This window comes from Arthrobacter sp. ISL-72, from assembly GCF_018613755.1.
GTDB lineage: Bacteria > Actinomycetota > Actinomycetes > Actinomycetales > Micrococcaceae > Arthrobacter.
Genome location: NZ_JAGGPP010000013.1, coordinates 78,656 through 98,037, shown reverse-complemented (window position 1 = coordinate 98,037; position 19,382 = coordinate 78,656). Strand labels below are relative to the sequence as shown.

Annotated in this window: 16 protein-coding genes; 4 read left to right on the top strand and 12 right to left on the bottom strand. The window is 65.8% G+C overall.

What is annotated here, in order from left to right:
* Positions 1 to 53: 53 nt before the first annotated feature.
* The 6 genes from J7I92_RS12660 to J7I92_RS12635 form a co-directional block, all read right to left on the bottom strand.
* Complete coding sequence (locus tag J7I92_RS12660; RefSeq protein ID WP_214841004.1) at positions 54 to 2,153, bottom strand: MFS transporter; 2,100 nt, start codon at positions 2,151 to 2,153, stop codon at positions 54 to 56.
* Positions 2,154 to 2,162: 9 nt separating this feature from the next.
* On the bottom strand, positions 2,163 to 2,642 hold the full coding sequence (locus J7I92_RS12655; RefSeq protein WP_214841002.1) for a MarR family winged helix-turn-helix transcriptional regulator: 480 nt from the start codon (positions 2,640 to 2,642) through the stop codon (positions 2,163 to 2,165).
* Between the two features lie 173 nt (positions 2,643 to 2,815).
* Positions 2,816 to 4,525, bottom strand: coding sequence for a thiamine pyrophosphate-binding protein (locus J7I92_RS12650; RefSeq protein WP_214841000.1), 1,710 nt, complete (start codon positions 4,523 to 4,525; stop codon positions 2,816 to 2,818).
* Between the two features lie 3 nt (positions 4,526 to 4,528).
* Positions 4,529 to 5,593: an agmatinase gene (speB, locus tag J7I92_RS12645; protein ID WP_214840998.1), complete on the bottom strand. Its 1,065-nt coding sequence runs from the start codon at positions 5,591 to 5,593 to the stop codon at positions 4,529 to 4,531.
* A 122-nt stretch (positions 5,594 to 5,715) separates the two neighbouring features.
* On the bottom strand, positions 5,716 to 6,057 hold the full coding sequence (locus J7I92_RS12640) for a P-II family nitrogen regulator (RefSeq protein WP_214840996.1): 342 nt from the start codon (positions 6,055 to 6,057) through the stop codon (positions 5,716 to 5,718).
* Positions 6,054 to 7,469 (bottom strand): ammonium transporter, encoded by a 1,416-nt coding sequence (locus tag J7I92_RS12635; protein WP_251039864.1) that lies wholly within the window; start codon positions 7,467 to 7,469, stop codon positions 6,054 to 6,056. Before J7I92_RS12635 ends, J7I92_RS12640 begins: the two co-directional genes overlap by 4 nt.
* A gap of 351 nt (positions 7,470 to 7,820) precedes the next feature.
* Between J7I92_RS12635 and J7I92_RS12630 the strand changes: the two genes are divergently transcribed.
* Positions 7,821 to 9,797, top strand: coding sequence for an amino acid transporter (locus J7I92_RS12630; RefSeq protein WP_214840994.1), 1,977 nt, complete (start codon positions 7,821 to 7,823; stop codon positions 9,795 to 9,797).
* A gap of 54 nt (positions 9,798 to 9,851) precedes the next feature.
* Here the strand turns inward: J7I92_RS12630 and J7I92_RS12625 are convergent, their stop codons facing one another.
* On the bottom strand, positions 9,852 to 10,427 hold the full coding sequence (locus tag J7I92_RS12625; protein ID WP_214840992.1) for a helix-turn-helix domain-containing protein: 576 nt from the start codon (positions 10,425 to 10,427) through the stop codon (positions 9,852 to 9,854).
* 284 nt (positions 10,428 to 10,711) lie between these two features.
* Between J7I92_RS12625 and J7I92_RS12620 the strand changes: the two genes are divergently transcribed.
* Positions 10,712 to 12,253 carry a sodium:solute symporter gene (locus J7I92_RS12620; protein ID WP_214840990.1) on the top strand — a complete coding sequence of 514 codons (1,542 nt, stop codon included), beginning with the start codon at positions 10,712 to 10,714 and terminating at the stop codon, positions 12,251 to 12,253.
* Between the two features lie 96 nt (positions 12,254 to 12,349).
* Here the strand turns inward: J7I92_RS12620 and J7I92_RS12615 are convergent, their stop codons facing one another.
* Complete coding sequence (locus J7I92_RS12615; RefSeq protein ID WP_214840988.1) at positions 12,350 to 12,589, bottom strand: hypothetical protein; 240 nt, start codon at positions 12,587 to 12,589, stop codon at positions 12,350 to 12,352.
* 280 nt (positions 12,590 to 12,869) lie between these two features.
* On the opposite strand from J7I92_RS12615, the gene J7I92_RS12610 reads away from it, so the two are divergent.
* Both J7I92_RS12610 and J7I92_RS12605 read left to right on the top strand, forming a co-directional pair.
* On the top strand, positions 12,870 to 14,036 hold the full coding sequence (locus J7I92_RS12610; protein ID WP_214840986.1) for a VIT1/CCC1 transporter family protein: 1,167 nt from the start codon (positions 12,870 to 12,872) through the stop codon (positions 14,034 to 14,036).
* Positions 14,037 to 14,083: 47 nt separating this feature from the next.
* Positions 14,084 to 14,944: a matrixin family metalloprotease gene (locus tag J7I92_RS12605; RefSeq protein WP_251039863.1), complete on the top strand. Its 861-nt coding sequence runs from the start codon at positions 14,084 to 14,086 to the stop codon at positions 14,942 to 14,944.
* On the opposite strand, the gene J7I92_RS12600 is transcribed toward J7I92_RS12605, so the two are convergent.
* The 4 genes from J7I92_RS12600 to J7I92_RS12585 all read right to left on the bottom strand — a co-directional run bounded on the left by J7I92_RS12600 (position 14,941) and on the right by J7I92_RS12585 (position 19,244).
* Complete coding sequence (locus J7I92_RS12600; protein ID WP_214840982.1) at positions 14,941 to 16,083, bottom strand: LOG family protein; 1,143 nt, start codon at positions 16,081 to 16,083, stop codon at positions 14,941 to 14,943. The genes J7I92_RS12605 and J7I92_RS12600 overlap by 4 nt on opposite strands.
* Before the next feature lie 104 nt (positions 16,084 to 16,187).
* Positions 16,188 to 16,961, bottom strand: a complete 774-nt coding sequence (locus J7I92_RS12595; RefSeq protein ID WP_214840981.1) for an SDR family NAD(P)-dependent oxidoreductase — start codon at positions 16,959 to 16,961, stop codon at positions 16,188 to 16,190.
* A gap of 27 nt (positions 16,962 to 16,988) precedes the next feature.
* Positions 16,989 to 18,362 carry an MFS transporter gene (locus tag J7I92_RS12590; RefSeq protein WP_396020379.1) on the bottom strand — a complete coding sequence of 458 codons (1,374 nt, stop codon included), beginning with the start codon at positions 18,360 to 18,362 and terminating at the stop codon, positions 16,989 to 16,991.
* A gap of 180 nt (positions 18,363 to 18,542) precedes the next feature.
* Positions 18,543 to 19,244, bottom strand: a complete 702-nt coding sequence (locus J7I92_RS12585) for a FadR/GntR family transcriptional regulator (RefSeq protein WP_214840979.1) — start codon at positions 19,242 to 19,244, stop codon at positions 18,543 to 18,545.
* Between the last annotated feature and the right edge of the window lie 138 nt (positions 19,245 to 19,382).

Here is a 19,382-nt window from a genome sequence, read left to right as displayed (position 1 = left end):
GCGACCGGCGGCACTCAGCCGCCGTCGCCGTCGTACGTGTTACTCCGGGACGGTTACTCCTGCGGCGCGGGCGGGGCTGCGTGGCGTCCATGCGTTGCGATGTAGTCCGCTGCCGCACGCTGCAGTTTCCGTTCCTTGGCCAGCTGCCGGCGCACGGTGGTGAGCTGCTCGCTGATGCGCGACTGTTCGGCAGCGATCTCCCGCTGCTCCGCCGTCTGCTCGTGAACGGCCCGCAGTGCTTCCGCCAGTTGAAGCTGCTGTTCTGCCAGCAGCTGCTGGGTCTGCAGCAACAGGGGCACGACGTCGGCCGCTTCAGGACGGGGGTCCGCCACCATCGTCCGGGCCTGCAACCGGGAATCGTCCTGCTCGGCACTCCGGGCATCGCCGCGATTCTCGCTGACGGCCGCGCGGGGCGGACGGGCTGCCTCGGGGAAGCGGGACTCATGGGCACGCTGCCTGCTGAGGACCTCGATGAACTCCCGGTCGAGGTCAACAATGCCGGATTCCGCCGCAGGGACTGCGCTGGGATCAGCAGGACCGGCGTCGTTCCCGGCTGCCGGCGACGCCGGCACGATGTCCACCGTGCGGCGCAGCGGCTGTTCCTTGATACAGAGCACCGCTACGAGGGCGATGATGCCGATCACCGCCGAGATCAGGAAGATCTCCGCCGTGGCGTCGCCGTAGGCAGCGCGCATGATGTCCCGGATCGGAGCCGGCATGTCCTGGAGGTCCATGCTGGCTCCCGCTGATCCCCCGGTGACCGGAATCCCGGCCGCGGCCAACCCTTCAGCGGCCAGTTCCTTGACGCGGTTGGCCAGGACGGCGCCGAGCACGGACACTCCGATGGCGCCGCCCACCGAGCGGAAGAATGCCACGGAAGCACTGGCCGTGCCGATGTCGGTGGCCCGGACTGTGTTCTGCACGGCCAGCACGAGGTTCTGCATCAGCAGGCCCAGCCCAAGGCCAAGGACGGCAGTGTATAGGCCGGTCAGCCAGAGTTCGGTGGTGTGGTCGATGGTTCCGGCGAGTCCGAGGCCGCCGATCAACAGGATGGAACCGGCAATCAGGTAGCGCTTCCACTTGCCGGTGCGGCTGATCAGCTGGCCGGACAGGACCGAACCGATGAGGTTGCCGGCGATCATGGGCAGGGTCAGGAGCCCGGCCTCGGTGGGAGTGGCGCCGCGGGCCACCTGGAAGTACTGGCCCAGAAACGCGGAGGAGCCGAACATGCCGACGCCCACTGCAACGGAGGCAAGGATGGCCAGCGCCGTGGTGCGTTCGCCGATGATCTTGAGCGGGATGATGGGCTGCTCCACCTTGGACTCCACCACTACCAGGAGGGCCAGGAGCAGCACGCCGCCGCCCACCATGGCCGCGGTCTGCCAGGACCACCAGTCGTAGTACTCCGGGTTGCCGGCGAAAGAGACCCAGATCAGCAGCAGGCTGACACCGGAAGTGAGCAGGATGGAACCGAGCCAGTCGATCTTCGCGTGGCGTTTGACGTGGGGAAGCTTCAGCGTGATCTGCAGCAGGATCAGTGCGATGACGGCCAGCGGGACGCAGACGAAGAAGGTCCAGCGCCAGCCCAGCGGGCTGTCCACGATGAAGCCGCCGAGCAGCGGTCCGCCGGCGGTGCCCACGGCCATGACGCCGCCCATGTAGCCGGAATATTTTCCGCGGTCGCGCGGCGGAATGATGGAGCCGATGATGGCCTGGGCCAGCGCGGTGAGGCCGCCCATGGCGACACCCTGAATGACGCGTGCTGTCAGCAGCAGCGGGATCGTTTCGGACAGTCCCGCCATAACGGACCCGGCCACGAAGATCACAATGCTCAGCTGGACGAGCAGCTTCTTGTCGAACAGGTCGGCCAGTTTGCCCCAGATCGGCGTGGTGGCGGCGTTGGCCAGCAGGGCGGCCGTGATGACCCAGGCGAAGTCCGTCTGGGTGCCCTTGAGCTCCGCCATGATGGTCGGCAGCGCGTTGGCCACGATCGTGCTGCTGATGATCGCCGTAAAGAATGCGGCCAGCAGGCCGGTGAGGGCCTCCATGATCTGGCGGTGGCTCATCGGGGCCTGCGGCGTGTGGGCGGATGACTGCGGTGGTGTCGTTGACAGGGCCCGGGACGGACCGGTGGCTGAAGCGTGGCTTGCCATGTGCAGCTCCTAAACGGTTGGAATGGTTTCGGTGGATCCGGCCGTCTTTGCCCGGGCTGAGTCCCTGAGGGATTCAGCAAGTTTTCTCAGGATTTTCGCGGTTTCTTCGGCGTCGTTCTGGCTCCAGTCCTGCAGGTAGCCCTGGATCGTCGCCGTGCGGTGTTGCTCTATTTCACGCAGCTTTCCAGCCCCGGCCTCGGACAATGCCACCAGCTGGGCCCGCCCGTCCTCCGGGTCAGGCCTGCGGACCACCAGGCCCTGCTCTTCAAGGTCGGCGATGTGCCTGCTCAGGACGGGCGCACTGACGCCGAGCCGGGCCGCCAGGTGCGTTGCCCGGAACTCCCCCTCGCCCACGAACCGCAGCACGCCCTGCAGCGCCACCCCGGTTTCCTGGCCTCGGATGCTGGCGACGGCGACGCAGCGGACCGCCCGCTGGAGGTCGAAGATCTGGTAAACGAGATCGGCTGCGGTCTCTGGTGCAACTGCCATGTTGGATAACTCCCTTGCTTGCCCTAGGCAACTATATCCCAAAATGGTTGCTTAGGGAAACTAAGGTGTGGTTGCGGAGGAAGTGCGCGGTTAAACGACAAGCGCGAACGGACACTTGCGGCCCTTTTGGAAAGGGGCCACAAGTGTCCGTTCGCGCTGTGTGCGTGGGGTGGTTAAACGCCCAGGTGGGTCGGGCCGAACATCTTGAGCAGGGTTTCGACGACGACGACGTTCGGGCCGTCCGCGGCGAAGCCCGCCTTCAGCGCGTCCCCCACATCCTCCGGGGACACCCGGACAGCCGGGACGCCGAACGCTTCGGCGAGCTTCACGAAGTCGGGGCGGGCCAGTTCCGTGGCGGTCGCCTTGCCGAATGCACCCACCATGTACTCGCGGAGGATGCCGTACCCGCCGTCGTCCACAATCAGCCACGTGACCGGCACATTGTGCTGCCTGGCGGTGGCCAGTTCCGAGATGGAATACATGGCCGACCCGTCACCGGAGACGGCCAGCACCCGGGCGAAACCGCCGGACGTCCCGGTGGTCTCCAGGCCCACCGCCCCGCCGATCGCTGCCGGAAAGCCGAAGCCCAGGCCGCCGGCACCCTGGGCGGAGTGGAATTGGCCCTCGCGGGCGTCCCAGCAGCTCCAGCCCCAGTACGCGGAAATCGTCATGTCCCAGTACGTCTGCATGTGCGCGGGCACGGCCTCGCGGATATCCGCCATGAACTTCAGCTCTTTGGCCAGGTCCTGCGACTCCAGCCTGGCCTTGACCTTGGCCAGGGTTTCCTTGACCAGCACTTCCGGCGAAGTGCCGTGCCAAGTGGCTTGCACTCCGGGCGGGACCAGTGCGGCGTCGAGGGCAGTGAGGGCCTGGCCGGCGTCGGCACGGATGCCCAGGCCTGGCCGGTTGGACTCCAGGACCCGGGGTTCGGCGTCGATCTGGATGATCCGGCCGCGCGGCTCGAACGTGAAGTAGTTGGACGTGACTTCGCCCAGCGAGGATCCGATCACGATGAGGACGTCCGCGTCCTCGAGCAAGTCCGTCATGTGCCGGTCCTCGATCCAGGACTGCAGGGACAGCTCGTGGTTCCACGGGAAGGCCCCGTTGCCGCCGGGCGTGCAGATCACCGGTGCCCGCAGCTTCTCCGCAATGGACAGCAGCGACTTCTCGGCCCGGCCCCGGCGCGCACCGCCGCCGGCGATGATGGCCGGACGTTCCGCCGCCGCAAGCCATTTCACGGCTTCACGAATGAGTTCCACCCGCGGCGGGTTGTCCGCCGCTTCGGCGAGGGCATCCTCCACCGGCGGGACGACAATGGGATCCAGCAGCACGTTCTGCGGGATCTCCAGCCACACGGGGCCCTGCGGGGAGGAAATCGCCTCGGTCCAGGCATCCTGGATGGCCGACGGAATGCCGGATGCATGCTGGATCAGCCGCTGGCTCTTGGTGACGTTCGCAGCCGATGCCTTCTGGTCATCGAGCTGGTGCAGCATGCCCTTGCGGCGCGCGCCCAGACCGTCCAGGGGAATCTGGCTGGCCACCACCACCATGGGGACTCCTGTGGCGTACGCTTCCTGCAGCCCCGCGAGGGAAGTCAGCGCGCCCGGCCCGGTGGACAGGAACAGCACGCCCACCTCGCCCGTGGCACGGGAATACCCGTCGGCCGCGAACGCGGAATTGTTCTCCACCCGCGAGGACACGAAGTGCAGGTTCCCGCGGCCCATGGCATCAAACAGGCCCAGCGCGTGCTGGCCCGGAATGCCAAAGACCGTCTTCGCGCCCAGCGCTTCAAGGGTTTCGACGACGAGATCCCCGCCGTTGCGCTGACCGGGGGCGGCGCCTGCTCCGGCGGGTGCCGCCGTCGCCCGATCGAAATCGGTCATGCGCTACTCCTTGCCGGCCGCCGCGAAGCCCGCCGGCTGGCGGACATCCTGGCCCAGGGCCTGGCCGGCGTAGCCGTTGGCCTTGCCGAACCTGTTGCCCTCCATCGCGGAGTCGGCCATCAGGGTGACCAGTTCATACGCAACGTGGCTGGCCGCGACGCCGGTGATTTCAGCATGGTCGTAAGCCGGCGCGACCTCGACAATGTCCGCGCCCACCAGGTTCATGCCGCGGAAGCCGCGGATGATCTCCAGCAGTTCGCGGCTGGTGATGCCGCCGGCCTCCGGAGTTCCCGTGCCCGGCGCGTGCGCAGGATCCAGGACGTCGATATCCACGGAGATGTACAGCGGGCGGTTGCCGATGCGATCGCGGACCTTGGCCACGGTTTCGAGGACGCCCTGGTAGTAGACGTCGGCGGAGGTGACGATGCCGAAGCCGAAGCGGTGGTCGTCGTCGAGGTCTTTCTTGCCGTACAGGGGGCCGCGGGTTCCGATGTGGCTGATGGCTTCGGTGTCCAGGATGCCTTCCTCGACGGCGCGGCGGAACGGGGTGCCGTGGGTGTATTCGGCTCCAAAGTACGTGTCCCAGGTGTCCAGGTGGGCATCGAAATGCAGCATGGCCACGGGTCCGCCAGCGCGCTCGGCGGCGGCCCGCAGCAGCGGCAGGGCAATGGTGTGGTCTCCGCCCAGGGTGACCAGTTTGCTGCCGCCGGCCGTCAGGTCGAGGGCGTTCTGCTGGACGGTCTCGATGGCCTCGTTGATGTTGAACGGGTTGACGGCCATGTCGCCCGCGTCCGCCACCTGGACGTTTTCGAACGGGCTGACGTCCCATGCCGGGTTGTAGGGGCGCAGCAGCCGGCTGGCCTCGCGCACATGGTTGGCGCCAAAGCGGGCACCCGGGCGGTAGGAGACGCCGGAATCGAAGGGCACTCCCACTACCGTAATGTCCGCCTTGGCCACCTGGTCCAGCCGGGGCAGCCGGGCATAGGTGGCAGCCCCGGCGTAGCGGGGAATACGGGATGAATCAATGGGGCCAAGGTTGCCGTTGGCTTCGATGCGCAGCTCTTCCAAAGGAATGCCTCTCCTTCGAGGATCGGTGGTGTGACACCCATCATACACTTCGGTTTTCCGTAGTGCATCAGATGTTTACCAAGAACCCCCGGCGGTTCCTGGGAAGGAGGCTGGCTGAAGGGTTAGTCGATGGCGGCGGAACCCCTTTCCCCGGTCCGCACCCGGACAGCATCGGAAACGGTGACGGTCCAGATCTTGCCGTCCCCGAACCGTCCGGTGCTGGCGCCGGATTCGATGGCCGCCATCACCCCGTCCATGGCGTCCTCGGTCACCAGCACTTCCAGCCGCACCTTGGGCAGAAGGTCCGAGTTGTATTCAGTGCCTCGGTAGACCTCCGGATGCCCGCGCTGCTGACCGTAGCCGCTTGCTTGACTCACGGTCATGCCACTGACTCCAAACCCTTCCAACGCAGCCCGGACAGTCTCAACCTTTTCCGGCCGGACGATCGCCGTCACGAGCTTCATGTGCGCACCCGGTCGGGCTGGCGTTCCGCGGATGCTTCCGCCGGAGCTTCGTCCGCGTGAACGCCGTCTCCGTGAACGGCCTTGCCGTGGTGTTCGCCAGGGTGGAAGCTGCCGCCCACCATCAGCAGCTCGTAGGCAGTTTCGGCATGTTCGGTGACGTCGATGCCGGAGCGCTCGTTGGCTTCGGAGACCCGCATGCCCATCGTCTTGTGGATCGCGAATCCGATCAGGGCGGTCATGATAGCGCTCCAGGCGGTGACGATCAGCGCGGTGAGGATCTGCGGCCAGAACTGCGTCAGGCCCCCGCCATAGAAAAGCCCGCCCTCGGTCTTGGCCGACGGCAGGGCGAAGAACCCGAGTGAGAGCGTCCCCCACAGGCCGCCGACGAAGTGCACGGCCACCACGTCCAGCGAGTCGTCGAGGCCGATCCTGAATTTGAGTCCTACCGCGAGCGCACACACCACTCCTGCGACGGCACCGATGAGGATGGCGCCGACGGGATCCACGAAACCGCACGCGGGCGTCACGGCAACGAGGCCTGCAACGGCGCCGGATGCTGCACCAAGGGAGGTGGCGTGGCCGTCGCGGATCCGTTCGATCAGCAGCCAGCCGAGGAGTGCGGCGCTCGTGGCCAGCAAGGTGTTGGTCCAGGCCAGGGCGGCCGTGGCGTCCGCGGCGAGTTCAGAGCCTGCGTTGAAACCGAACCAGCCGAACCACAGGAGACCGGCGCCGAGCATGACGAACGGAAGGTTGTGGGGGCGGATGTTGGGATCCTTCATGAAGCCCAGGCGCTTCCCGAGCACGACGGCGAGCATCAGTCCGGCCATGCCGGCATTCATGTGCACCACGGTGCCGCCGGCGAAGTCGAGCGCGGAGATCTTGCTCCCCACGAGGCCGGTAGCGGCGAACAGGCCGCCGCCCCACACCCAGTGCGCGATCGGGGCGTAGACAAGAGTGACCCAGAGGGCAGAGAAAAGGAGCCAGGGCCCGAACCTCACCCGCTCGGCCACAGCCCCGCTGATCAGCGCGACGGTGATGATCGCGAACGTGGCCTGGAATCCGATGAAGACCATGTCCGGGAGCCCGGGCGCCTTTCCGCCGATGCTGCTGGTCAGGCCGCTGAGTCCAAGGTTGGCAAACGGGTCCCCTACGAGGCCGGCCATGGCGTCGGGCCCGAACGCCAGCCCGTAGCCCCACAGCGCCCAGACCACGGCAACGACTCCCATGGCGCCAAAACTCATCATCATGATGTTCAGGACGGATTTCATCCGCACCAGGCCGCCGTAAAAGAAGGCCAGGCCGGGGGTCATCAGCAGCACCAGGGCGGAAGCCGCTAGCATCCAGGCCGTCGCGCCGGGATCAAGTACAGCGGGATCCACGGCCAATCCCACAGAGAGTTGAGAGATGTTCATTTCGGGAGCCTTCCTCAAAGAAGTGGCGCTCCTGGGCGCCAGTTGCGGCGAGACCATTCAAAACGACGAGACCGGGATGCTAACCCAGAATCCGAAGCTACAACCCGAGTGTTTCCACCAGCGCAGCAATATTTTTCCGGCGTGTTAAACAGCCGGGGCCGGGATGAATCCTGGGTTTCCAACAGGTTTCCGGAATGTGACGTACATCTCACCATCGAGTGATCGCGGCAACATGGGCCGTAAAGGTTTCGTTAAAGCCCGCGTTCAGGCCGGTTTGCCGGGCCTAGGCTCCCATCAGGAGCAGCTCACTCGACGTCAAACGGCCGAAGGATCGCTGCATGAAAGGATACCGTGACCACGCTGACCAGGCCGCCGGCCGACCCTTCGGACAGGTTCAACCGGGAGCCCCATCAGCTAAGGAATTGGCTGCTGGAAGGCATGCCCGAAGGATCCGGTAAACGCCAGGGCCCGCACGGCCAGCCGCGGGCGAACCACACTCCGCAGCCCTGGTGGAAGGTCATGTGCCTGACTGGTGTGGACTACTTCTCAACACTCGGGTACCAGCCGGCCATTGCCGCCCTTGCCGCCGGAATGGTCTCGCCCCTGGCCACCGTGGTCCTGGTTGTGGTGACGCTCCTCGGCGCCCTGCCTGTTTACCGCAGGGTGGCCGCGGAGAGCCCCCGCGGGGAAGGGTCGATCGCCATGCTGGAACGGCTGCTGCCGCGGTGGGGCGGCAAGCTGTTCGTCCTGGCACTGCTGGGGTTTGCCGCCACTGATTTCATGATCACCATCACCCTCTCTGCCGCTGATGCCAGTGCCCACGCCATCGAAAATCCGTTCGCGCCGGCCTTCCTGCACGGCCAGGAAATCGCCATCACGCTGGCGCTGATCGCCGGCCTGGGCATCGTCTTCCTCCGCGGGTTCAAGGAAGCCATCAACGTGGCCGTGGTCCTGGTGGCGGTGTTCCTGCTGCTCAATGCCGTAGTGGTGCTGGTGGGCCTTGGCCATGTGTTCAGCGAAGCCCACGTGGTGACGGACTGGTGGGCCGCCCTCAGCCGGCAGCACGGCAACCCGCTGGTGATGATCGGCATCGCCCTGCTCGTCTTCCCCAAACTCGCCCTGGGACTCTCCGGCTTCGAAACCGGCGTGGCAGTCATGCCGCAGATCCAGGGCAGCCCGGACGATACTGAGGCGAAGCCTGCCGGCAGGATCCGTGGTGCGCACCGGCTCCTGACAACGGCAGCCCTGATCATGAGCGCGTTCCTGATTGCGTCCAGCTTCATCACCACCTTCCTGATCCCGGCAGCCGAGTTCCAGCCCGGGGGCAAAGCCAACGGCCGTGCCCTGGCGTTCCTGGCACACCAATACCTGGGCGACGGTTTCGGGACCGTGTACGACCTAAGCACCATCGCAATCCTTTGGTTCGCCGGAGCGTCCGCCATGGCCGGGCTCCTGAATCTGGTGCCTCGCTACCTGCCGCGCTTCGGCATGGCTCCGGCCTGGACCCGAGCCGTCCGGCCGCTGGTTCTTGTGTTCACCGCCGTCGCGTTCCTCATCACGGTGGTCTTCGAGGCCGACGTCGAAGCCCAGGGCGGCGCCTACGCCACCGGCGTCCTGGTGCTGATGACATCGGCGTCCATCGCCGTCACGCTGTCAGCCCGGCGCAAGGCGCAACGTGGCCGGACGGCCGCGTTCGGGACGATCGCCGTCGTCTTTCTTTACACCACAGTGGCGAACGTGGTGGAACGTCCCGACGGCCTGAAGATCGCAGCGATGTTCATCCTTGCCATCGTGGCGGTGAGCTTCGCCTCCCGCGTCCGGCGGTCCTTCGAGCTTCGTGCCACCCACATCCGGCTGGATGAACGGGCGCTGGAGTTCATGGCAGCCAGTGACGAGGGGCCCATCCGGCTCATCGCCCACGAGCCCAAGCGCCTCAGCACCGCACGGTACCGGGCCAAACTGGAGCACTCCCAGCAGGCCAATCATCTGCCGGTGGACAGCGACGCAATCTTCATCGAGATCCTGGTGGATGACTGTTCCGACTTCGAGCAGGAACTCCTGGTCGAGGGGAAGGTCCGGCACGGCTTCCGCGTCCTTGAAATCCACAGCAACAACGTGCCGAACACCCTGGCTGCGGTTCTGCTTCACCTCAGGGATGTCACCGGGCTCATGCCGCACATCTACTTCCGCTGGACCGAAGGCAATCCGCTGACCAACCTGACCCGGTTCCTGCTGTTCGGCGAAGGCGAGATCGCCCCCGTAACCCGGGAGGTCCTGCGCGAGGCGGAGCCCGATGTCACGCGGCGGCCCTGGGTCCACGTGGGCTAAGGGCTTCCGCCAGTCGACGCCGGGCCTTGACTGTGAGTCAGCGGTGACTGTGAGTCAGCGGCTGGCGGCAGGCACCAGGACCCAAAGCACCTCGACCGGGTTGTCCGTGGGGTTGATCCAGGTGTGCGGTTCCCTGCCGGGGAACGTCACCGTGTCGCCGCTGCTGAGCTCGTATTCCTCATTGGTCAGAATCAGCCGGATGCGGCCCTTGATCACATGCAGGACGTCCACGTCGCAGTCAACGGCGTAGAGTTCAGCTTCGCCCCGACCGCGGGGTTCGATCACGGCCTGGATGATCTGGACGCGGCGTTCCGAGCGGGCGGTCAGGAGGCGCTCGATGATGCCTTCGCCGCCGAGCGAAATCCGGGGCCCCTCGTCCTTCTTGGTGAGGTGCGTTTCCGGGGCCGCAAAAAGGTCCCCGATGGAGATGGACAGCACCTGGCACAGCGTGACGAGGGACGCGACCGACGGCGAAGTCAGGTCGCGCTCCACCCGGCTCAGGAATCCTTTGGTTAGTCCGGTGGCGTCTGCCACCTGTTCAATGGTGAGCCGCTGGGACTGGCGGGCAGCGCGGATGCGCGAACCGATCGCAACTGGGATGTTGCTCGGTTCAACTGGTAGAGCCTTCATTCATGAACCTTTCGCAGCCGGCCGCACGGCCCATCGCTTGAGCCATCCTAGCGGGATACCACCTTGTGACGCCGGAAGGAACCATTGGTGACGGAGCACCTTGACTGTTACCGGTGTCACACCCTACCGTAGATGCAACAAGTGTTGTCTATTAGGCAATTCGATCAGCCCGATCAGGGACCTCCCCCTGCATCAACGCCCATTTAGCAGCGGATTTCCGGCACTGCACTGACGTCCCCGCGATCCCCGCCTTGCTGCCAACACGCTCCGAGGAGCCCATTAACATGGATGCAAACTTCGTCAACATCGCCATTGTGGTGGTGTACCTGATCGCCATGCTGGCCTTCGGCTGGTGGGGCAAATCCCGCACCAAGAACAACAGCGACTTCCTGGTAGCCGGCCGCCGGCTTGGCCCCTTCCTTTACACGGGGACCATGGCGGCTGTCGTGCTCGGCGGCGCATCAACGGTGGGCGGTGTGGGCCTTGGCTACAAGTTCGGCATCTCCGGCATGTGGCTCGTCGTCGCCATCGGAGCCGGCGTACTGCTGCTGAGCCTGCTCTTTGCCGGCACCATCCAGCGGCTGAAGATCTACACGGTCTCCCAGATGCTGAGCCTGCGCTACGGCGAGCGCGCCACCCAGACCTCCGGCATCGTTATGCTGGCCTACACCCTGATGCTCTGTGCCACCTCCACGGGCGCCTACGCCACCATCTTCGTGGTCCTGTTCGACTGGGAGCGCTGGCTCGCCATCGCGGTCGGCGGCGCCATCGTGCTGGTCTACTCCACCGTCGGCGGCATGTGGTCCATCACCCTCGCCGATCAGGTGCAGTTCCTCATCAAGACCGTGGGCATCTTCTTCCTCATGCTCCCGTTCGTCCTTAACGCCGCGGGCGGCCTGGACGGCATCCGTGCCCGCGTTGACGCGAGCTTCTTCCAGCTCGACGGCATCGGCGCGCAGACCATCATTACGTACTTCGTGGTATACACACTTGGCCTGCTGATCGGCCAGGACATCTGGCAGCGCGTCTTCACCGCCAAGACCCCCACTGTGGCCCGCTGGGGCGGCGCCACCGCTGGCGTCTACTGCATCCTGTACGGCGTCGCCGGCGCCTTGATCGGACTGGCCGCCCGTGTGGCCCTGCCAGACATCGACGTCGCCAGTCTCGGCAAGGACGTTGTCTACGCCGAGGTTGCCACCCACATCCTGCCGATCGGCATCGGCGGCCTGGTCATGGCTGCAGCTGTAGCCGCCATGATGTCCACCGCCTCCGGTGCCCTCATCGCCGCTGCAACGGTGGCCCGCGCCGACGTTGTGCCGTTCGTGGCCAGCTGGTTCGGCAAGACGATCAACACCGACGACACCGAAAACCCCGAGCACGACGTCAAGGCCAACCGCTACTGGGTCCTGGGCCTGGGCATCGTGGCCGTGCTGATCTCCATGGCAGCCCAGGACGTCGTGGTGGCCCTGACCATCGCCTACGACATCCTGGTGGGCGGACTCCTGGTAGCCATCCTAGGCGGCCTGGTCTGGAAGCGCGGCACCGGCATCGCGGCCGCCTGGTCCATGGCCGTCGGCTCAGTCCTGACCCTGGCCCTGCTGATCATGTTCGCCACAGGAATCATCCCGAGCGAGGACGGCGTCTACGCCAACGATCCCATCTACTGGGGCCTCGGCGCATCTCTGCTCGTCTACGTCGTGGTCTCCCTGCTCACGCCGCCCACGGAGCCGGAGGTCCGCGAAGCCTGGGACCGCCGCGTTGCCGGAGCGGTCACAGAGGAACTCCCCCTGGATGCCCACCCGGTGGCCACCCACGCTGGCCACTGAGCTCCACAAAATTAATCACGACGGCGGTGCCTCCCCTGCCCGGGAGGCACCGCCGTCGTTCGCTTACAGCCTCGGTTTACACCCGGCGCGGCTGAATTACTCTTCTTCTACTTCCTCCGGCTCACGGAATTCTTCGGCTTCGAGGGGTACCACGGGTTTCTCGTCGCCAAGGAAATCCTCCTCGCCCAGGGGAACGAGCCGATCGGCCTCTTCGAGCAGCTCCTCCTCCTCGGACTTCACTGCATCGGTGACCGGCACGTCCTCGGGGAAATCGTAGTCGGGATCGGACTCGACGGTGTCCCGGTGCGGCAGATGGTCTGATCCGGTGGTGTTCATGGTGCAACCTCCGTGTCTGGTTGTGCGGCCCGGGGCCGGCCATTGGGAGCGCCTGCCCTGGCAATCATCACAACACCGGCATTTGGCATGGTCAATAGTCCGCGCGTTCCGTCCTCCGAAAAGCTGCCAAGCAGGGCCGCGGGAGCGGCCCTGGAACGGCCGTTTTTACGGCCCGCCTAAACTTCCTGCTAAGGAATACCAGCCGAAAATTCGCGGAAAACCGGGGTACGCTGGACCTGCAATGGGGCCGAACCATGCCCCGTCAAGCCCAGGAGCCTTCGTGTCTCAGCACGCTAAATCTGACCGAAACCACGCCCGCGCCGCCGATACCCCGGCTGCCGGCACCCCGGCAGCCCAATCCGAAGCCACTCCCAGCCCGGCCGACCTCAAACGGTGGCGCCAGTACCTCGCAGACGAACGCGCCGAGGCTGCCGTCTACCGGGACCTCGCCCAGAACCGCCGCGGTGAAGAGCGGGACATCCTGCTGGCGCTTGCCGAGGCCGAGGGGCGGCACGAGGCCCACTGGCTGAGGCTCCTCGGCGAACACGAAGGCAAACCGCGCCCCGCGTCGCTCCGCAGCCAGCTGCTGGGCTTCCTGGCCCGCCACTTCGGCTCCGTCTTTGTCCTGGCGCTGGCCCAGCGCGCCGAGGGCCGCTCCCCCTACTCTTCAGACCCCTCGGCCACACCCGCCATGGTTGCGGACGAGCAGATCCACGAAGAAGTTGTCCGGGGTCTCGCGACCCGCGGCCGGAACAGGCTGGCGGGCTCCTTCCGGGCCGCAGTTTTCGGCGCCAATGACGGCCTGGTCAGCAACCTTTCCCTGGTGATGGGCATGGCAGCGTCCGGCGTCGGAAGCCAGGTGGTGCTTCTGAGCGGCGTCGCCGGCCTGCTGGCGGGAGCCCTGTCCATGGGCGCCGGTGAGTTCATCTCGGTCCGTTCCCAGCGTGAGCTGCTGGCCGCAACGCGCCCCACCCAGATCACCTTGTCCGCAGCCCCGCGGCTGGACATCGAACACAACGAGCTGCTGCTGGTGTACCTGGCCCGCGGCATGTCCCGCGAAGCAGCCGAACACCGCGTGGCGGAACGGATGGGTCTGCTGAGCTGCGACTGCGATCCAAGCCTGTCGCTCCGGCCCGAGCTCCCCGAGGCTGAAGACCAGCATGAGGCCGTCGGGACGGCATGGAGCGCGGCGGCGTCGAGCTTCTGTTTCTTCGCCTCGGGTGCCATCGTCCCCATCATCCCGTTCCTTTTGGGCATGACCGGCGTAGCGGCGCTGGTGGTTTCCGCCGTCCTGGTGGGCCTTGCGCTCCTCGTGACAGGCGGCGTCGTCGGCCTGCTCTCGGGCACTTCCCCCGTTACCCGCGGTTTCCGGCAGCTGGCCATCGGCATGGGCGCGGCCGCCATTACTTACCTACTCGGTATGGCGTTTGGCGCGGTGGTCGCCTAGTGGAGGGCCCGCCGTCCGGGCAGCGGCGACCACGGCATTCGAGCCGGATGGGCACAACCGCCCGGATTTCCCGCAATGTGGCCCTTACCGGCCTCATCGCGGCGGCGGCCTTCACTGCTGCCGGCCTGTTTTACGGCGACCCCCGTTTTGTGGGCCTTTTTGAGTTCCGAAACAGCACTGTCCCGGACGGACAGGCCGCGGACCAGCGGCCGGGATCGGCTGCCGAAGCAGTGGGTACGGACGCTCCTCCCCCCGGGTTCGAGGAAGCGGAGCGTCCGCTGGGAACCGCGGAAGTGCCGCCGTCACCCAGTGATTCGTTCAAGTTCCTGGCCACGAACGACGACGGCACGCCCGTGGGCTACTCGCCCTGCCGGCCGCTGCACTACGTCGTCAATGCCGGGCTTGCACCGGCCGGCGCGGAAAACCTGGTGGAGGACGCGATCGGCACCATTGCCCGCGCGACGGGCATCCGTTTCATCAACGACGGCGCCACCACGGAAGCGCCGTCCGAGGACCGCGATCCCTACCAGCCTGAAACGTACGGCGAGCGCTGGGCGCCGCTGCTGATCTCGTGGACAACCCCGGAAGCCGCTCCCAAGCTGAAGGGGCAGGTGATCGGCACCGGAGGCAGCACCCACTACAGCTTCGACGGCGGCCCGAAGACCTTCGTCACCGGCAGCCTTGACCTCGATGCCCCGCAGCTCGCCGGCGAGCTTGAACGGCCGCAGGGTTCGCAGTATGCCACCGCAGTGATCCTGCACGAACTGTCCCACGTGATGGGGCTCGAGCACGTTGATGATCCCCTGCAGCTGATGTACCCGGAAATCGGCACCCCGGACGGCCTTGCCGCTGGCGACCTCAACGGCCTGTACCAGCTGGGCCGGACCGCTTGCCGCAAGGATCTCTAGCCTGCCGAAGGTCTACCCGCTATGACCTCAAGGGCTTCCTGCACACTGTCCACCAGGAAGATCCTGTCCGCCATGGCCCTGCCCGCCGCCAGGCTCCACAGCAGCGGCCAGGCCGGATAACGATGCTGCCAGTGCTCGACGCCAACGAGCACCATGGGCGTGATGGTTTCGGACGCCCCGTAGTAGTTCTCACAGGCATCCTGGAAGATTTCCTGCAGCGTGCCGGCGGACCCCGGCAGGAAGATCACGCCGCCGTTGCACAGCTCGAGCAGGATGGCCTCGCGGATGGCGTTGGCAAAGTATTTGGCGATGTGGGTGGCGAAGTAGTTGGGCGGTTCGTGGCCGTAGAACCAGGTGGGAATCCCCAGTGACGGCGTCCCGCCGGGATGGCGTTCCACGACGGCGGCTGCCGTCCGCGCCCATGCCGATACCGAGGGGCGGAACCCTGGCACTTCCGCCACTTCCTCCAGCGCCGCCAGGAAGTCCGGTTCCGGCACGTCGCTGAGGTACGCGCCCATGTTGGCGGCCTCCATGGCCCCCGGTCCCCCGCCGGTGGCCACCATCCGTCCGCTGCGGGCCAGCAGCCGTCCGGCGTTGGCCGCTTCCCGGTAACCTGGTGTTCCGCGCTGCGCAGTGTGGCCGCCCATCACCCCCACCATGGAGCGGTCTTCCCCGGAGCGGGTAAGTTCATCCAGGGCGTCGCCGATCGAATGGTCATGCAGCGCGGCGGCAAGCGTGGCGTCCAGCCGGTGACGCTGCCCGGGGCTGATGCTCCACTGGTATACCCGGGCGTCCAGGGTGTCTTCGTAGGGCGAGTCCGGCGGGCCGGCGTAGAGCTCCTGCGGAGAGTACAGGTGGCCGCGGTAGGGATTGAAGGGCACGCCGTCCAACCGGGGAAAGATCAGCGCCCCGCGCCCCCGAAGCAAATCCTCCACGCCGTCGTCGAACGTGCAGCCCAGGAAGATGGCACCCTGCGCGTCCATTGCCGCCAACTGGGCGGCACGGCCGCGCAGGTCCAGGGACTGGGCATGCCAGCCTTGCATGGTCCGGACCCCGGTGGTGACCAGCCTGTCGAAGCTGGCGAGGCTCTCAACTTCAAGTGTCCTGGGACTTGGATTCAGGCTCGTGGGAGCGTTCATGGTGCCAGCATAGTCACAGCTCCAAGCGTCGCCGGGTCTGCAACCGGCAGTGCCCCGGCAACGGGTATTGCCCCGGCGGATTCCGCCGGGGCAATACGCTCAGGTCAGGAGACCTGGAGCCCGCCGTTGATGTCGTAGGTCGCGGCCGTGATGTAGCCGGAGTCCTGGCCGAGCAGGAAGGAGATCAAGGCGGCGACTTCTTCGCGGGTTCCCACCCGTCCCATCATGATGCCCTCGGACATCTGGACCTTGCGCTCCTCGGTCAGGGTGCCGCCCATGATGTCGGTGTCGATGGGGCCCGGCGCGATCGCGTTGACGGTGACGCCGAACTCGCCCACTTCACGGGCAAGGGCGCGGGTGAAGCCGATGATGCCGGCCTTGGAAGCGCTGTAGGCAACCTTGGAGTAGGTGCCGCCGCCGCGCTGGGCCGAAATCGAGGAGATGCTCACGATGCGTCCAAGCCTGCGCTCGATCATTCCCTTGAGGACACGCTGGGACACGATGAACGTTCCGCGCATGTTGATGGCGAAAACCTTGTCCCATTCCTCCACGCTCGTCTCCATAAATGGCGTCGGCGAGCTGATGCCGGCGAGGTTGGCGAGGGCGACGATGGGCGGAAGCGTCTCTTCGATTTCGGTGATCGCCCGGTCCACGGAGGCTGCGTCGGAGACGTCGGCACCCACTCCGATGGCTTTGACGGCGCGGTTTGAGCCGATCTCGGCAGCGGCAGCCCTGGCGTCCTCGGCATTGATGTCCAGGATGGCGATGGACCAGCCTTCGCCTGCCATCCGGTCAGCCGCTGCACGGCCAATGCCGCGGGCGGAGGCGGCTCCGGTCAGTACTACGGTGCGATCTGCGGGGAATGAAGCGGTTGTCATTGCTTTTTTCTTTCGTCGGTAATGGGGTCAGGAAACTTTGGTGGTGTTCGCCTTGGCGGCCGCTGCAACTGCGGGATCAAGTGCGGCGTCACCTTCAGGCCGCTTCCGGGCGTAGAGATAGGTGGCAACGGCAGTGACGCAGAGGCAGAAGGAAAGGAACAGCAGGCCGCTCTGGTTGCTGCCCGTGGCGTCCTTGAGCAGGCCCACGGCGTATGGAGCCACGAAGCCGCCGAGGTTACCCAGGGAGTTGACCAAGGCGAGCCCGGAGGCAGCGGCTGCGCCGGTAAGTGCGGCGGAAGGCATGGACAGGAACGGGGCGATTGCTGCATAGATCCCCATGGCCGAGGCAGTGAGGGCAATCAGGGCCAGAACGGGGTTGACCGGCAGCAGGTAGCCGGCGGCGAGCAGGCCCATGCCTGCCAGCACCATGCTGACGGCGGTGTGCCAGGCGCGCTTGCCTGTCCGGTCCGCCCGCTTGCTCCAGAAGTACACGAAGACTGCGGCGATGGCGTAGGGAACCAGGACAATAAAGCCGACTTCGGCCGTGGAGAACTTGCCGAGGGCGGCAACGATGGTGGGCATCCAGAGGCCAAGGCCGTAAATTCCGCAGACCAGGCCGAAATACAGGGCCGAGTACGCCAGGGTGCGCTTGTCCTTCAAGCCGGCCAGGAAGTTGTGGCTACCGGACTTGGACTTGGCAGCCAGTTCTGCGTCCATGGTGGTGGCCAGCCATTCACGCTCCTCAACATTGAGCCACTTGGCATCCCGCGGGCGGTCGGTCATCAGGATCGGAGTCAGCAGGCCAAGCAGGATGGCCGGGATGCCTTCGATGACGTAGAGCCACTGCCAGCCTTGCAGGCCCATGATGCCGTCCATCTGCAGCAGGAGTCCGGACACCGGTGCGCCGAGTGCGTTGGAAACGGGCTGGGCAAGGATGAAGATACCGAGCACGGTGACGCGCTGTGCGGCGGGGAACCAGAGCGTCAGGTAGAAGAGGATCGCGGGGAAGAACCCGGCTTCGGCCGCGCCCAGCAGGAAGCGGACGATGTAGTAGGTGCTTTCCCCGTTCACCAAGGCCATGGCGGTGGCGAACAGGCCCCACGTAATAAGGATCCGGGCGAGCCACTTGCGGGCACCGAAGCGGTACATTCCTGCGTTGCTCGGAACCTCCAGCAGCGCGTAGCCAAGGAAGAAAATGCCGGCACCAAGCCCATAGGCAGCGGCGCTGAGGCCGATGTCCTCGCTCATGGTGAGTTTGGCGAAGCCCACGTTGTTGCGGTCGAGGTAGGCAACAAAGTAGAGCAGGACGATCAGCGGCATAACGCGGCGGCGGACTTTGCGCAGCGTGCGTTCGCCGAGCTCGCCAAGACCTGCGGATTGCATGGAGAGTGAAGTCATCATCGACCTTCTATCTGACGGATGCGGCTCCTGAACGGGCGCGATCCGATGGAAATGTTGGAGAGTTCGGTGGGGGCTAACTAAATCTGATGTCAGACATCTGACGAAAGAACATGAGTTAGATCATAGGAGCGTGATCCGGGTTACGTCAAGGGTTTTCGCAGCAGTGCTGAGTCGGAGGCGTCAGGCGTGGTGGATGTAGCGTTCGAAGTCGCGGTACGTCTGCTCCATGTGCTCGTCCATGGTTCGCCGGGCGAGCTCGGCATCGCCGCTCAGGATGCTGTCCATCACCTTCTGGTGGTACTCGATTGCGTGCACCTGAATTTCGGGCACAGCCGACGTCTCGCGCCTGGTCGCATAGAGCAACTGCCCCAACTGCGCAAAGAGTGCGCGGACAAACGGATTGCCCGAGGCCCTCAGCACTGCGTCATGAAACGCTATGTCCGCCTCGACAAAGCGGTCCAGATCCCCGGCATCATGCGAGCGCTCCATGTCAGCGATGCACTTCCGCATTTGGTCGGCATGCTCCGCAGTGTGCCGTTTGGCGGCAAGGGCGGCGGCCCCGGTTTCCACCATGCGCCGCATTTCGATCAGCCCTACGGAAACCTGGTCAGCTCCGTTCCCGTGCGAGGCGGCCTTGAAAATGGCGTCCAGCCCGGTCCAGTTGTCCGAGGGGTTCACGAAGGTGCCGCGGCCGGCCTTAACGTAGAGAATGTTCTGCGCCCGCAATGCCTTGAGTGCCTCGCGCACCGTGAGCCGGCTGACGTCATAGGTCTTCGCGATGTCCGCCTCGGGCGGGATGGCATCGTGGGGTTTCAGCCGGCCTTCGAGGATGTCGTCGAGCAGGCCGTCGACGAGGTGGTCAACGAGTGTCCTGCGGCCCATCCTGCCTCCTACCTTCGGTCCTGCCCTCTGCTCCGGCGCCTTCAACAATACTGTCGAACACTGCACGGATCAGCATCCTGGAGGTTTTGGTCGTCCCTCCGGAAAGCCCAACCGTTGCGGGCTGTTGCAAAATGAGTC

Bases quoted from the DNA above. Each gene is read 5' to 3' on its own strand.
- J7I92_RS12660 (WP_214841004.1), bottom strand. From the start codon at position 2,153: ATGGCAAGCCACGCTTCAGCCACCGGTCCGTCCCGGGCCCTGTCAACG.
- J7I92_RS12655 (WP_214841002.1), bottom strand. From the start codon at position 2,642: ATGGCAGTTGCACCAGAGACCGCAGCCGATCTCGTTTACCAGATCTTC.
- J7I92_RS12650 (WP_214841000.1), bottom strand. From the start codon at position 4,525: ATGACCGATTTCGATCGGGCGACGGCGGCACCCGCCGGAGCAGGCGCC.
- J7I92_RS12640 (WP_214840996.1), bottom strand. From the start codon at position 6,057: ATGAAGCTCGTGACGGCGATCGTCCGGCCGGAAAAGGTTGAGACTGTC.
- J7I92_RS12635 (WP_251039864.1), bottom strand. From the start codon at position 7,469: ATGAACATCTCTCAACTCTCTGTGGGATTGGCCGTGGATCCCGCTGTA.
- J7I92_RS12625 (WP_214840992.1), bottom strand. From the start codon at position 10,427: ATGAAGGCTCTACCAGTTGAACCGAGCAACATCCCAGTTGCGATCGGT.
- J7I92_RS12620 (WP_214840990.1), top strand. From the start codon at position 10,712: ATGGATGCAAACTTCGTCAACATCGCCATTGTGGTGGTGTACCTGATC.
- J7I92_RS12615 (WP_214840988.1), bottom strand. From the start codon at position 12,589: ATGAACACCACCGGATCAGACCATCTGCCGCACCGGGACACCGTCGAG.
- J7I92_RS12605 (WP_251039863.1), top strand. From the start codon at position 14,084: ATGGGCACAACCGCCCGGATTTCCCGCAATGTGGCCCTTACCGGCCTC.
- J7I92_RS12600 (WP_214840982.1), bottom strand. From the start codon at position 16,083: ATGAACGCTCCCACGAGCCTGAATCCAAGTCCCAGGACACTTGAAGTT.
- J7I92_RS12595 (WP_214840981.1), bottom strand. From the start codon at position 16,961: ATGACAACCGCTTCATTCCCCGCAGATCGCACCGTAGTACTGACCGGA.
- J7I92_RS12590 (WP_396020379.1), bottom strand. From the start codon at position 18,362: ATGATGACTTCACTCTCCATGCAATCCGCAGGTCTTGGCGAGCTCGGC.
- J7I92_RS12585 (WP_214840979.1), bottom strand. From the start codon at position 19,244: ATGGGCCGCAGGACACTCGTTGACCACCTCGTCGACGGCCTGCTCGAC.